Raw genomic sequence first — 12386 nt, 5'->3', positions numbered from 1 at the left:
GATGTCGTCTGCTTTCTTAAACGCAGCCTCTGCCTTAATCAGCATCTCCTGCGCGGTATCAGGACGACCAATATCCAGCACCGCATCCCACATGGATTTGAATGCCCGCGCAGTCCTGTCTGCCCAGGTCTCCAGCGTGCCCATGTTCTCTTTCAGGCGGCGGGTCTGGTCATCAAACCCTTTCGTTGCGGCCTCGTTCGCCGCCTGCAATGCCCCGGCTTCATCGCCGGAACGCTGCAACTGAGCAACATACGCAATCTGCTCCGCCGTCACGTTATGGAACTGGCGTGCCATCGCCGTCAGCCCCGACGTCGGGTCTGTGGTCAGCTTCCCGAAGGCTTCAGCGACCTTGTCCACCTCCACGCCGGATGCAGAGGAGAAACGCGCCACACTCTGGCTGATGGACGCAATCTGAGCCTCACCGCTTACCCCCGCCTTAACCAGTGCGCTGAGTGACTCGCTGGTCTGGTTAAACGTCAGCCCTGCCGCCTGCCCGGCTCTGGACAGGACCAGCATACGATCTGCCGTCAGTCCCGCCTGATTGCCGGAAAGGACCAGCGTTTTGTTGAAATCGGACAGGGTTGAGTTGCCCTGATACCAGGCATACGCCAGCGCACCGGTCGCCACCGCCAGCGAGGTGGCCCCCACCATCGGCAGGGTGATCGCACCGGCAAGCCCCCTGAACATGGGGATCATCCCGCCGAAGGAGTCCTTAACCTGACCACCCTGTTGCAGCAGGATCAGCCACGGACTTTGCCCGCCTGCAAGCTGCGTGGCCACGTCGGTGAACTGTGCAGGCAGCATACGCATGGCGGCTTTATACTGTCCGACGGAAATCCCCGCTTTCTGTGCAGCCAGCGCCTGCCGGTTCATTGACTGTTCAACGACTGCCGCTGTTTTTTTCGCATCACTTTCCGTACCGGAAAAATGACGCCTGACTCTGGCCATCTGCTCGTCAAATCTGGCCGCATCCAGACTCAAATCAACGACCAGATCGCCTACCGGTTCAGCCATACCGGACTCCTCCTGCGATCCCTTCTGATACTGTCATCAGCATTACGTCATCCTCCGTCATGTCCGCCACATCCGGGGAAGCGGGGATAACTTCATTCCCGTCCGGGCCAAAGCGGACACCTCCGGCAAGCCCTGCCGCTTTCTGCATCAGCACATCATCTTCAGGCTCTTCGTCAGCCTCACGCCGGTTCAGCAGACTGAAATCCAGCGGATGCATATCCGGATCGCTGAAAAACAGGCTGAGCACGGTGTACGTCAGCCCGGAAAAGTGCATATCCAGCAGAACATCATGAAAATAATGGGTACTGTAAAAGCGGTGCCAGTCGGCATACTCCGTGGATGACATCCCGGCAAGCATGGCGCGCCAGTCGGGTCGCCCCATCTCGCGCGCCAGTTTCAGGGCAAAACTCAGCTCACCGTCGAACACTTTCCCGCAGAAACAGGCTCTGCAGGCCCGGCGTCCTCTGCCTGTTCAGGGGCATTATTCACCACAAACTCAGACATTCCGGACAGACGTAACACCACGTTTTCAGCCTGAGCAATTGCCTCCGTGGGCCAGGTGGTAAGCACTTCCTGCTCAATCTGCGTAATGGCTTCATTCATGGACGGCAGCTTTGTCTTCTGCGGATGGTTATGCCACAGAGACATCGCCACCAGAAACGCCCCGCCTCTGATAAGATCCTCTACAGACACCTGCAGGTTGCCACTGGATTCAGCCTTTTTTTCCTGCTCTTTCAACCAGGCAAGATGCTCAATACGCTGCAGAGCTGACAGTTCAGAAAGCGTGACGGTCACACCGTTATGTTCAAATGATTCGGTTTTCAGGAACATCGCTGACTCTCCGGATTAACTGGCGGTGACGGTAATTTCTGCAACCGCAGCAAACTCACCATTACCGGATACAACCGGAATGTTGACCTTGCCTGCAGCAACGCCGTTCACGGTGATGGTCATACCACTGACCGACACGGTGGCTTTTGTTTTATCCGCAGACACCGCACGGAAGCTCTTGTCGGTTACACCTTCCGGCTGGAATGCCACGGTCAGCGTGGTGCTCTGCCCTTTCACTACGGAAGCACTGGCTGGCGTTACCGTCATGCCGGTTGCTGCCGTCACCGTACTGCGATCTTCAGCCATCGACGGGCGTCCCACATTGGTGACCTTCACCGTGCGGGTGATCACTTCCTTAGCCGTCACCGCTTTACCGATACTGCTGACCCAGCCACGGAACACATCGACCGTGCCGTTCGGGAAGCGGATTTTATAGGCACGGGTATCACCTTCATTAAACCACGCCAGCAGCGCCTGCTGCCCCTGCTCTCCGGGCATCCACGCCAGCGTGAAGCTGGTATCTCCGGCTGATTTCTGCCCCTGCCCGGTCGCAGTCCAGTCCGCATCTTCATCATCGAGATAGCTGTCGTCATAGGACTCAGCTGTCAGTTCGCCGGGCGTCAGGTCTTTAACTTTTGCCAGACGCGACCAGTCCACGTCTGAAAGCGGGTTCGCATAAGGGTCACCGTTCCCCTTATAAACCCACAGTGTGGTCCCGGCACCTTTCACCGGCATTGTTGGATTTGGTACAGGCATAGCGTCCTCACATTTCATAGGTAATGACATAAGTCAGATCGGCTGAACTCCACAGGCCCGCATCATCGTCGCGTCGGTAGTCATAGCCACTGGCCACCATACTGGTGATCAACTCTGACAGTGCCGGGATATCGCTCATCACCGGATAAATCCGGGACTCCATCCACGAATCCAGCTCTGAATCCGGCACCTGAGCAGGCAGGAAAACTTCAATATGCAGCTCCGCCTGCCAGGTATCGCTGTCCAGCTCTTCGCCCGTGTATTCAGCGCCGGTGAGATAAACGGCAATTGCCGGAAAATCTTCCTCATCAAAAACAGCTGGGCGACCATCAAAAAGCGTCGCCCCGGTGTCATGCTTCTCCAGTGCATCCAGTACGGCTGCACGGAGTTCAGTATGTTTCATCGCTTTATTACCATTCTCAGTTGATGCTGCAGCGCATAGCCCAGCTCTTTCGGAAGACGCTCACGCCGTATCCGCTCAATATTCTGTTTAAACGCCGTGGTCAGCGGCACCGCCATCGGGATTTTCACCACATCAATGGGGTAACGGTTTTTCCCGGCCACACGCTGCATGACATGCCACCGGCCATTTTTCAGTTGTTGAATAAACGTGCCGGGAATACGACGGTTTCCCACCACAAGCACGCTACCGCCACCTTTCAGGGATGAACGCTGCCCCTTTTTACGACGCCTGCGGCGGGACAGGACAACCCGCGCATTACCCAGCTTGATTACGGGCAAATCCCCCCGGTTAACCTTGATTCTGGCCTGCGGATTTTTGACCGTGGCCCTTTTCAGCCTGGCCCTTTCCTTTACCAGTTTCCGGCGTACCTTTGTCTCACGGGCAACCTGTGACGCAGACTGCGATATCGCGGATGAAGCAACGCGGTTAATGGCCATTGCGGCGGCACCAGGCACCGCCGTTTTGCTGATACGGCTGAGGTTTTCAACGGCCTGCTCAAGACCTTTTATGGCCATACATCCCCCTTTCAGCGGCGACGGTTAACGGCAGGCGGTACGCCCCGTCCAAGCCAGAGATGACAGCTTCCGCCATCATCCGGCGAAACCCGGTCTACCCAGAAATTTTCCTCACCGATGGTCAGCGTGTCTCCACGCCGCAGCTGCCGCACATCATCAGTCCGGACAAACAGGGACGGGCTGGAGCCTTCAACGCGCACGCCCTGTCCGGCATAGCTGATATTTTCAGGGTCATCAAAAACACCACGTATCACCGCACCGGACTGCTCACCGGATGTCATGGTGGCTGACGTTCCCATGTACCCGCGTATCGTTTCATCGGCGCGGGCAATGGCAGCATCGAACAGGTTATCGAAATCAGCCACAGCGCCTCCCGTTATTGCATTCTGGCCAGGCCGCGCTCTGTCATTTCGGCTGCCACACCGGCAGAGACACGGAACGCTGTTCCCGGCAGCACAAATGCCACAGGTTCATCCCGGATGGCGTGAAGTGCATCAGTATGCAGCGTCACCAGTGCCACGACCGTGACCAGTTCAGCCGCATCCTGAATCACGGTGTCCGGCTGCGCTGATACCACCTCATTTTCATGCCCGGTCAGCGCATTTTCCGGGCTGAGAGGGGTGTCCTGACCGGCAGTGTCATCCGTGTCATCAAGCTCCTCTTCCAGCTCTGCCACACGGAGCGCCAGTTCTTCTTTCGTCCCCGTCAGGCTGACATCACGGTTCAGTTGCTCACCCAGCGAGCGGAGACGGGCAATCAGTTCATCTTTCGTCATGGACTCCTCCACAGAGAGAAAATGGCCCCGAAGGGCCATGATTACGCCAGTTGTACGGACACGAACTCATCAGGATCAGCCAGCAGCATCAGCGGTGCTGACTGAATCATGGTGAACTCACGCGCCGGATCGCCGGATGTCTTCCAGTTTTTCGGATAACGGGGAGACGCATTAATACCCTCACTCAATGCATCCGCATCCTGAATACAGCCATAGGTGCGCAGACCGCGTGCCTGAGTGTTCCCCAGCACCATCGTGTTGTCCGGCAGGAAGTTCTTTTTGACACCGTTTTCCACGTACTGTCCGGAATACACGACGATGGCCACATCGCCATACATCCCCTTATAGGACACCGCTTTACCCAGGTCTTTCACCGCTGTCTCCAGCTCGGAATGAGAGCCGCGACGGGTATCCAGCTTCTCCTTGACGGCCTTGAAGGAACGGAACAGCGCCCAGCCTTTCGGATCGAACACGATGATATTCACCACACCGCTGGCGTTCAGCGCGTAGGCTTCGATATCGTCGGTCGGGTCATACGTGGACTTGTCACGCTTGCTCCACTCCGTGCCGCCGGACTGCGTGATGTTATTCGCCGCACTGCGGCCCATATCCACCTCAACCGGATCGAAGGCTTCACCGGTCATGGTGTATTTGCCTTTAAGCACGGCAGAAACTGCCTGCATCTCTTCGACCTGGGCAATGGCCAGCTCTTCGTCACGCATGTTCTGCATGATGATGCGACGGCGACGGTAAGCCGGATCCGCCAGATTCTGCGGATCTTCATCCGGCAGGCGACGCAGGGTCATCTGCGGATTCACTTCATGCTTCGGCTTGACATATCCCGGCGTAAATTCAGAGGTGGAGCCGCCACGGGAGCGGATAACCTCACCGGAAACAATCGGCGAAACGTACAGCGCCATGTTTACCAGTCCAGGAATTTGTGAGAGATAGACTTTCTCCGTGGTGAAGGGATAGCTCTCACGGAAAAAGAGACGCAGAAACAGCGGATCAAACTTAAATTTCTGCTCATTTGCCGCCAGCAGCTGGGCGGTTGTGTACATCGACATAAAAAAATCCCGTAAAAAAAGCCGCACAGGCGGCCTTTAGTGATGAAGGGTAAAGTTAAACGATGCTGATTGCCGTTCCGGCAAACGCGGTCCGTTTTTTCGTCTCGTCGCTGGCAGCCTCCGGCCAGAGCACATCCTCATAACGGAACGTGCCGGACTTGTAGAACGTCAGCGTGGTGCTGGTCTGGTCAGCAGCAACCGCAAGAATGCCAACAGCAGCACCGTCAGTGGTGCCATCCCACGCAACCAGCTTACGGGTGGAGGTGTCCAGCATTAGCGGGGTCATTGCAGGCGCTTTCGCACTCAATCCGCCGGGCGCGGTTGCGGTATGAGCCGGGTCACTGTTGCCCAGCGGCTGGTAATGGGTAAAGGTTTCTTTGCTCATCATAAACATCCCTTACACTGGTGTGTTCAGCAAATCGTTAACGGCATCAGATGCCGGGTTACCTGCAGCCAGCGGTGCCGGTGCCCCCTGCATCAGACGATCCAGCGCAGTGTCACTGCGCGCCTGTGCACTCTGTGGTGCTGCGGCCAGAATGCGGCGTGCCGTTTCCACGGTCATACCGGGGGTTTCTGCCAGCACGCGGGCCTGTTCTTCGCGTCCGTGAGCCTCCTCACAGTTGAGGATCCCCATAATGCGGCTGTTTTCTTCCGCAACCGCTGCGGTGATCTGCGCGTTCACGTCCGGCTGCACCGCGCTGGCGTTTTCGCCCTCCGTCGCTGACACCACATCAGTAACATCAGCCTGCGAAGCAGTGGCTGAAACAGTTGTTGATTGAGTCTCTTTGGTCATTCGCCCTCCTGAGAGACGGGATTTACGTGCATCCAGTGCCTCACGCATAACGGTGATCGCATCGGTGCTGTTAACAAGTTCATCAGCCAGTCCGGCATCAATGGCCTCCTGACCGCTGTACACTGCAGCCTCGGTATCCAGAACAGCCTGCACGGACAGGCCGGTATATGCCGATACCTTCTGCGCAAACATCTGGCGGGTTGCATCCATCCGGGATTGCAGTGTTTCCCGGACGTCATCCGGAAGATGGCTGTAGGGGTTGCCATCCACCTTATGGCTGCCGCTGTAAATCAGCGTGATTTCCACGCCCTGTTTCTCCAGCGCAGCACCGTAATTACTGTGAGCCATCATGACGCCGATGGAGCCTGTCCGGGCGGTCTGTGTGACCAGACGCCGGGAGGCGGCACTGGCAAGCAGCTGACCTGCACTACAGTTCATGTCGTTGGCCAGCGCCCATACCGGTTTTATGTCACGCACACGGGCGATGATGTCAGCGCAATCAAATACCCCCGCCACCATCCCGCCTGGCGTGTCCATATCGAGCAGAATGCCGTCCACCATCGGATCGCTGGCAGCCTGTTGCAGACGGGCGATAATGCCGTTGTAACCGGTCATCCCCGAATACGGCTGCAGCGCCCGCGTCCGGCTGACCAGCGTGCCGGACACCGGCAGCACGGCGATGCCATTCATGACCTGATAACTGCGGGCCTGTCGTGGCCCGTCATCATCACCGGATAACGCCAGCGTCGCGGGTGACTCTCCGGCAGTCAGGCTGTCACCTGACACCGCATCCGTCAGGCGGCTTATCCCAATCTGGCCTGCAAGCGCACAAAAGAAAACCCGCGCATAGGCGGGTTCAAGCATCAGCGGCTCATTAAAGGCCATGCTGGCAATATGCGGGAGATTACGCAGCTCTGCTGTCACTCTTCTCCTCCTCTGTTGATTGTCGCAGTCCGGATTCAAATGCCGCAGCCGCCCAGGCGGGCGGTTTAAGACCGGCTGCACGGCGCTCCATCGTTTCACGGACCTGCTGGGCAAAAATTTCCTGATAGTCGTCACCGCGTTTTGCGCACTCTTTCTCGTAGGTACTCAGTCCGGCTTCTATCAGCATCACCGCTTCCTGAACTTCTTTCAGACCATCGATGGCCATACGACCGGAGCCTATCCAGTCACAGTTCCCCCAGGCGCTGCGGGCTTCCTGAAAGCTGAAGCGCGCTTTTGAAGGTAACGTCACCACGCGGCGAACGATGGCCTCTTCCAGCCAGCACAGAAACATCTGGCTCGCCTGACGGGATGCGACGAATTTTCGCCGCCCCATAAAGTGCGCCCACGACTCGTTCGCGCTGGCCCGTGCCGTGGAGTAGCTCATCTGGGCATAATTCCGGGAAAGCTGCTCATACGAGACACCCAGCCCGGCAGCGATATACCGCAGCAGTGACTGCTCAAACACGGAGTAGCCGTTATCCGTGTCCTGAGCCGTCTGCAGGTTCAGTGAGTCCCCCGGCATCAGGTGAGGCACTTTTGCGCCTCCCAGCCGGACCGGTGCTGCGGCGTAATACGCGGCAATTTCACCAATCCAGCCGGTCAGCCTGTCCCGCTGATCCTGACTGTTCGCGCCCAGAATAAAATCCATCGCTGACTGCGTATCCAGCTCACTTTCAATGGTGGCGGCATACATCGCCTTCACAATGGCGCTCTGCAGCTGCGTGTTCTGCAGCGTGTCGAGCATCTTCATCTGCTCCATCACGCTGTAAAACACATTTGCACCGCGGGTCTGCCCGTCCTCCACGGGTTCAAAAACGTGAATGAACGAGGCGCGCCCGCCGGGTAGCTCACGGGGTATCCATGTCCATTTCTGCGGCATCCAGCCAGGATAGCCGTCCTCGCTGACGTAATATCCCAGCGCCGCACCGCTGTCATTAATCTGCACACCGGCACGGCAGTTCCGGCTGTCGCCGGTATTGTTCGGGTTGCTGATGCGCTTCGGGCTGACCATCCGGAACTGTGTCCGGAAAAGCCGCGACGGACTGGTATCCCAGGTGGCCTGAACGAACAGTTCACCGTTAAAGGCGTGCATGGCCACACCTTCCCGAATCATCATGGTAAACGTGCGTTTTCGCTCAACGTCAATGCAGCAGCAGTCATCCTCGGCAAACTCTTTCCATGCCGCTTCAACCTCGCGGGAAAAGGCACGGGCTTCTTCCTCCCCGATGCCCAGATAGCGCCAGCTTGGGCGATGACTGAGCCGGAAAAAAGACCCGACGATATGATCCTGATGCAGCTGGATGGCGTTGGCGGCATAGCCGTTATTGCGTACCAGATCGTCTGCGCGGGCATTGCCACGGGTAAAGTTGGGCAGCAGGGCTGCATCCACACTTTCACTCGGTGGGTTCCACGCCCGCAACTGCCCACCAAATCCGCTGCCACCACCGTGATAACCGGCATATTCACGCAGCGATGTCATGCCGTCCGGCCCCAGAAGGGTGGGAATGGTGGACGTTTTCATACATAAAATCCTGCAGGTCCCCTGCGTCGCTGTGTCATGCCGGTCTGCACTTCCAGCTCCGCAATGTATTTTTTCAGGTCAGACACGGAAGTGGCCGTAAACTCCACTCTCCGTCCGTCTTTCTGTACCGTTGCCACCCGTTTTCCTGTCATCAGGTCATGCAGTGCCGCACGGGCAGCGGCAAGTTCTTCCTGTCGCGTCATTCATCCTCTCCGGATAAGGCACGGGCGTAATCTGCCAGTGTTTTCTTGTTGGTTGCTGCACCATCCTCTTCCTGCAGGCTCGCCAGCAGCGCACTGAGATCCAGCTGCCAGCGGGAAATACTGATGCGCAGCGCCGCCAGCGCATAAACGAAGCAGTCGAGCGCCTCATTGCGTCGCTTTTTGCTGTCCCACAGTATTTTTTTCCTGCCATCCACCCATTTTTCGACCTGCTCTTCAGCCGTCAGCTGCTGCGCTTCGGTCAGATCAAAAATATCCGGGTTATTCGGGAAGTGAACGGCACCGGGAAGCGGTTCATCCCCTTCCGGCGTCAGTGTGAAGCGGTTATAAATCTGCTCTTTCGCGGTATCCGTACCGATTTCGGTAAGGTAAACCCCGTTTTTGTTTCGCTTACGTGGCATGCTGGCCACCGGCTTGCCGTAAACGGATGCCCCTTTAATGGGGATCACCCGGAACAGCCCATGCTTTTTCGAGCGTTCATACACAATGGTCGGGTCAATCCCGCCAATATCCCAGCAGATACGGGATACCGACATTTCTGCACCATTCCGGCGGGTATAGGTTTTATTGATGGCCTCATCCACACGCAGCAGCGTCTGTTCGTCGTCGTGGCGGCCCATAATGATCTGCCGGTCAATCAGCCAGCTTTCCTCACCCGGCCCCCATCCCCATACGCGCATTTCGTAGCGGTCCAGCTGGGAGTCGATACCAGCGGTCAGGTAAGCCACACGGTCAGGAACAGGTGCTGAATAATGCTCTTTCCGCTCGGCCATCAGCTCTGCATCCGGACGTTCGCCAATTTTCGCTTCCCACGTCTCACCGAGCGTTGTGTTCACGAAGGTTTTACGTTTTCCCGTATCCCCTTTCGTTTTCATCCAGTCTTTGACAATCTGCACCCAGGTGGTGAACGGGCTGTACGCTGTCCAGATGTGAAAGGTCACACTATCCGGCGGCTCAATCTCTTCACCGGATGACGAAAACCAGAGAATGCCATCACGGGTCCAGATCCCGGTCTTTTCGCAGATATAACGGGCATCAGTGAAGTCCAGCTCCTGCTGGCGGATGACGCAGGCATTATGTTCGCAGAGATAAAACACGCTGGAGGGATCATCCGGCGTCCATTTGAGGCCAAACGGCGTCTCTTTATCGCCAAATTTAAGGTACTGCTCCTCCCCGCAGTGCGGGCAGGCAACATGAAAACGCATAAAATGCGGGGATTCACTGGCAGCACGCTCAATCTGGCAGGTGCCTCTCACTTTGGGCGTGGAGCCACGGATGGACTTTGGCCAGACAGAGCCTTCAATACGCTTATCGCCCAGGAACGTCGGAGAGCCTTCCTGTTCAATATCATCATCAAAAGCAGCAAGTTCATCATAACCCGCCACATCCACCGACTTTTCACGGTAGTTTTTTGCCGCTTTACCGCCCAGGCACCAGAAGCCACGCCCATTAGTGAAACGCTTCATGGTGAGCGTGTTATCCCGGTGCTTTTTGCCATACCACGGGGCCAGCGCCAGCAGCGACGGAATATCACGAATAGTCGGCTCAACGTGGGTTTTCATAAAGTTCTCGGCATCACCATCCGTCGGCAACCAGATAAGGGTGTTGCGCTGCTTATGCTCTATAAAGTAGGCATAAACACCCAGCAGCATTTTGGAATAACCGACACGGGCAGACTTCACCACATTCACCTCACGGATGTAGTCGCTGCCCATCGCATTCATGATGGCCCGCTGAAAGGGCAGTGTTTCCCAGCGCCCTTCCTGGTATGCGGATTCTTTCGGGAGATAGTAATTAGCATCCGCCCATTCAACGGCGGTCTGTGGCTCCGGCCTGAACAGTGAGCGAAGCCCGGCGCGGACAAAATGCCGCAGCCTGTTAACCTGACTGTTCGATATATTCACTCAGCAACCCCGGTATCAGTTCATCCAGCGCGGCTGCTTTGTTCATGGCTTTGATGATATCCCGTTTCAGGAAATCAACATGTCGGTTTTCCAGTTCCGGAAAACGCCGCTGCACCGACAGGGGGAGCCCGTCGAGAATACTGGCAATTTCACCTGCGATCCGCGACAACACGAAAGTACAGAATGCGGTTTCCACCACTTCAGCGGAGTCTCTGGCATTCTTCAGTTCCTGTGCGTCGGCCTGCGCACGCGTAAGTCGATGGCGTTCGTACTCAATAGTTCCTGGCTGGAGATCTGCCTCGCTGGCCTGCCGCAGTTCTTCAACCTCCCGGCGCAGCTTTTCGTTCTCAATTTCAGCATCCCTTTCGGCATACCATTTTATGACGGCGGCAGAGTCATAAAGCACCTCATTACCCTTGCCACCGCCTCGCAGAACGGGCATTCCCTGTTCCTGCCAGTTCTGAATGGTACGGATACTCGCACCGAAAATGTCAGCCAGCTGCTTTTTGTTGACTTCCATTGTTCATTCCACGGCCAAAAACAGAGAAAGGAAACGACAGAGGCCCAAAAGCTCGTTTTCAGCACCTGTCGTTTCCTTTCTTTTCAGGGGGTATTTTAAATAAAAACATTAAGTTACGACGAAGAAGAACGGAAATGCCTTAAACCGGAAAATTTTCATAAATAGCGAAAACCCGCGAGGTCGCCGCCCCGTAACCTGTCGGATCGCCGGAAAGGACCCGCAAAATGATAATAATTATCATCTGCATGTCACAACGTGCATCTACGCCATCAAACCACGTCAAATAATCAATTATGACGCAGGTATCATATTAATTGATCTGCATCAACTTAACGTAAAAACAACTTCAGACAATACAAATCAGCGACACTGAATACGGGACAACCTCATGTCAACGAAGAACAGAACCCGCAGAACAACAACCCGCAACATCCGCTTTCCTAACCAAATGATTGAACAAATTAACATCGCTCTTGATCAAAAAGGGTCCGGGAATTTCTCAGCCTGGGTCATTGAAGCCTGCCGCCGAAGACTGTGCTCAGAAAAAAGAGTTTCGCCTGAAGCAAACAAAGAAAAGAGTGACATTACTGAATTGCTCAGAAAGCAGGTCAGACCAGATTGAAGCAATTTAGATAATCGTGCAGACTAGGTACCTTCATATCACATGGAAGGTACTACAATGGCTCAGGTTGCCATTTTTAAACAAATATTCGATAAAGTGCGAAATAATTTAAACTATCACTGGTTTTATTCTGAACTAAAACGTCACAATGTCTCACATTACATTTACTATTTAGCCACAGAGAATATTCATCTTGTTCTTGAAAACGATAATACGGTTTTAATAAAAGGACAGGGTAAGGTTGTAAATGTAAGATTTTCAAAAAATAAATGCCTTATAGAAGCCACATTAAAAGGATTCAAATCAGGAGAGTTATCATTTTACGAATACAGGAAAAATCTTGCTACAGCAGGGGTTTTCAGATGGATTACAAATATCCACGAAAACAAAAGGTATTAC

At 55.3% G+C, this 12386-nt stretch carries 17 protein-coding genes; 2 read left to right on the top strand and 15 right to left on the bottom strand.

What is annotated here, in order from left to right; all coding sequences use genetic code 11:
- The 15 genes from ACJHWT_RS24590 to ACJHWT_RS24520 all read right to left on the bottom strand — a co-directional run.
- Positions 1-1014 (bottom strand): phage tail length tape measure family protein (locus ACJHWT_RS24590; protein ID WP_410232370.1); only part of this gene is annotated, 1014 nt, incomplete at its 3' end.
- Complete coding sequence (locus tag ACJHWT_RS24585) at positions 1007-1441, bottom strand: phage tail assembly protein T (protein WP_000459457.1); 435 nt, start codon at positions 1439-1441, stop codon at positions 1007-1009. The genes ACJHWT_RS24585 and ACJHWT_RS24590, both read right to left, overlap by 8 nt.
- Positions 1423-1845 (bottom strand): phage tail assembly chaperone G, encoded by a 423-nt coding sequence (gpG, locus tag ACJHWT_RS24580; RefSeq protein ID WP_000479178.1) that lies wholly within the window; start codon positions 1843-1845, stop codon positions 1423-1425. The genes ACJHWT_RS24585 and gpG overlap by 19 nt, the downstream gene beginning before the upstream one ends.
- Positions 1846-1860: 15 nt before the next feature.
- A complete protein-coding gene (locus ACJHWT_RS24575) occupies positions 1861-2601 on the bottom strand; it encodes a phage tail protein (RefSeq protein WP_001306179.1) in 741 nt (246 codons plus the stop codon).
- Positions 2602-2608: 7 nt separating this feature from the next.
- Entirely contained in the window at positions 2609-3004 is a 396-nt protein-coding gene (locus tag ACJHWT_RS24570) for a phage minor tail U family protein (protein ID WP_000683146.1), read from the bottom strand.
- Positions 3001-3579, bottom strand: a complete 579-nt coding sequence (locus tag ACJHWT_RS24565) for a phage tail protein (protein WP_410232369.1) — start codon at positions 3577-3579, stop codon at positions 3001-3003. The genes ACJHWT_RS24570 and ACJHWT_RS24565 overlap by 4 nt, the downstream gene beginning before the upstream one ends.
- Before the next feature lie 11 nt (positions 3580-3590).
- Positions 3591-3944, bottom strand: a complete 354-nt coding sequence (locus ACJHWT_RS24560; protein ID WP_052931395.1) for a head-tail joining protein — start codon at positions 3942-3944, stop codon at positions 3591-3593.
- Positions 3945-3955: 11 nt separating this feature from the next.
- Positions 3956-4354 (bottom strand): DNA-packaging protein FI, encoded by a 399-nt coding sequence (locus tag ACJHWT_RS24555; RefSeq protein WP_000158900.1) that lies wholly within the window; start codon positions 4352-4354, stop codon positions 3956-3958.
- Positions 4355-4395: 41 nt separating this feature from the next.
- Positions 4396-5421 carry a major capsid protein gene (locus tag ACJHWT_RS24550; RefSeq protein WP_000063251.1) on the bottom strand — a complete coding sequence of 342 codons (1026 nt, stop codon included), beginning with the start codon at positions 5419-5421 and terminating at the stop codon, positions 4396-4398.
- Between the two features lie 55 nt (positions 5422-5476).
- Positions 5477-5809, bottom strand: coding sequence for a head decoration protein (locus ACJHWT_RS24545; protein ID WP_024256661.1), 333 nt, complete (start codon positions 5807-5809; stop codon positions 5477-5479).
- A gap of 9 nt (positions 5810-5818) precedes the next feature.
- Positions 5819-7138: a S49 family peptidase gene (locus tag ACJHWT_RS24540; protein ID WP_000123210.1), complete on the bottom strand. Its 1320-nt coding sequence runs from the start codon at positions 7136-7138 to the stop codon at positions 5819-5821.
- The gene (locus ACJHWT_RS24535; RefSeq protein ID WP_002431458.1) at positions 7119-8720 is read right to left on the bottom strand and encodes a phage portal protein; all 1602 of its coding nucleotides are present in this window, start codon (positions 8718-8720) and stop codon (positions 7119-7121) included. The genes ACJHWT_RS24540 and ACJHWT_RS24535 overlap by 20 nt, the downstream gene beginning before the upstream one ends.
- Positions 8717-8923 carry a phage head-tail joining protein gene (locus ACJHWT_RS24530; RefSeq protein ID WP_000198149.1) on the bottom strand — a complete coding sequence of 69 codons (207 nt, stop codon included), beginning with the start codon at positions 8921-8923 and terminating at the stop codon, positions 8717-8719. Before ACJHWT_RS24530 ends, ACJHWT_RS24535 begins: the two co-directional genes overlap by 4 nt.
- Positions 8920-10845 (bottom strand): phage terminase large subunit family protein, encoded by a 1926-nt coding sequence (locus tag ACJHWT_RS24525; protein ID WP_105484303.1) that lies wholly within the window; start codon positions 10843-10845, stop codon positions 8920-8922. The genes ACJHWT_RS24530 and ACJHWT_RS24525 overlap by 4 nt, the downstream gene beginning before the upstream one ends.
- A complete protein-coding gene (locus ACJHWT_RS24520; protein WP_000453580.1) occupies positions 10820-11365 on the bottom strand; it encodes a DNA-packaging protein in 546 nt (181 codons plus the stop codon). The genes ACJHWT_RS24525 and ACJHWT_RS24520 overlap by 26 nt, the downstream gene beginning before the upstream one ends.
- 388 nt (positions 11366-11753) lie before the next feature.
- Between ACJHWT_RS24520 and ACJHWT_RS24515 the strand changes: the two genes are divergently transcribed.
- Positions 11754-11987, top strand: coding sequence for a YlcI/YnfO family protein (locus ACJHWT_RS24515; protein WP_001309326.1), 234 nt, complete (start codon positions 11754-11756; stop codon positions 11985-11987).
- A 57-nt stretch (positions 11988-12044) separates the two neighbouring features.
- On the top strand, positions 12045-12386 hold a 342-nt coding region (locus tag ACJHWT_RS24510; protein WP_160404521.1), incomplete at its 3' end, for a DUF1398 family protein.

The sequence above is a fragment of the Escherichia sp. WS338 genome (assembly GCF_046486405.1).
Classification (GTDB): Bacteria; Pseudomonadota; Gammaproteobacteria; order Enterobacterales; family Enterobacteriaceae; genus Escherichia; species Escherichia coli.
The sequence above is the reverse complement of the archived record's forward strand: the minus strand, read 5'-3'. Positions and strand labels throughout refer to the sequence as shown.

What these genes read in the sequence shown, in the direction of transcription:
- gpG (WP_000479178.1), bottom strand. Translation starts at nt 1,845, where the DNA reads ATGTTCCTGAAAACCGAATCATTTGAACATAACGGTGTGACCGTCACG.
- ACJHWT_RS24575 (WP_001306179.1), bottom strand. Translation starts at nt 2,601, where the DNA reads ATGCCTGTACCAAATCCAACAATGCCGGTGAAAGGTGCCGGGACCACA.
- ACJHWT_RS24570 (WP_000683146.1), bottom strand. Translation starts at nt 3,004, where the DNA reads ATGAAACATACTGAACTCCGTGCAGCCGTACTGGATGCACTGGAGAAG.
- ACJHWT_RS24565 (WP_410232369.1), bottom strand. Translation starts at nt 3,579, where the DNA reads ATGGCCATAAAAGGTCTTGAGCAGGCCGTTGAAAACCTCAGCCGTATC.
- ACJHWT_RS24555 (WP_000158900.1), bottom strand. Translation starts at nt 4,354, where the DNA reads ATGACGAAAGATGAACTGATTGCCCGTCTCCGCTCGCTGGGTGAGCAA.
- ACJHWT_RS24550 (WP_000063251.1), bottom strand. Translation starts at nt 5,421, where the DNA reads ATGTCGATGTACACAACCGCCCAGCTGCTGGCGGCAAATGAGCAGAAA.
- ACJHWT_RS24545 (WP_024256661.1), bottom strand. Translation starts at nt 5,809, where the DNA reads ATGATGAGCAAAGAAACCTTTACCCATTACCAGCCGCTGGGCAACAGT.
- ACJHWT_RS24535 (WP_002431458.1), bottom strand. Translation starts at nt 8,720, where the DNA reads ATGAAAACGTCCACCATTCCCACCCTTCTGGGGCCGGACGGCATGACA.
- ACJHWT_RS24530 (WP_000198149.1), bottom strand. Translation starts at nt 8,923, where the DNA reads ATGACGCGACAGGAAGAACTTGCCGCTGCCCGTGCGGCACTGCATGAC.
- ACJHWT_RS24520 (WP_000453580.1), bottom strand. Translation starts at nt 11,365, where the DNA reads ATGGAAGTCAACAAAAAGCAGCTGGCTGACATTTTCGGTGCGAGTATC.
- ACJHWT_RS24515 (WP_001309326.1), top strand. Translation starts at nt 11,754, where the DNA reads ATGTCAACGAAGAACAGAACCCGCAGAACAACAACCCGCAACATCCGC.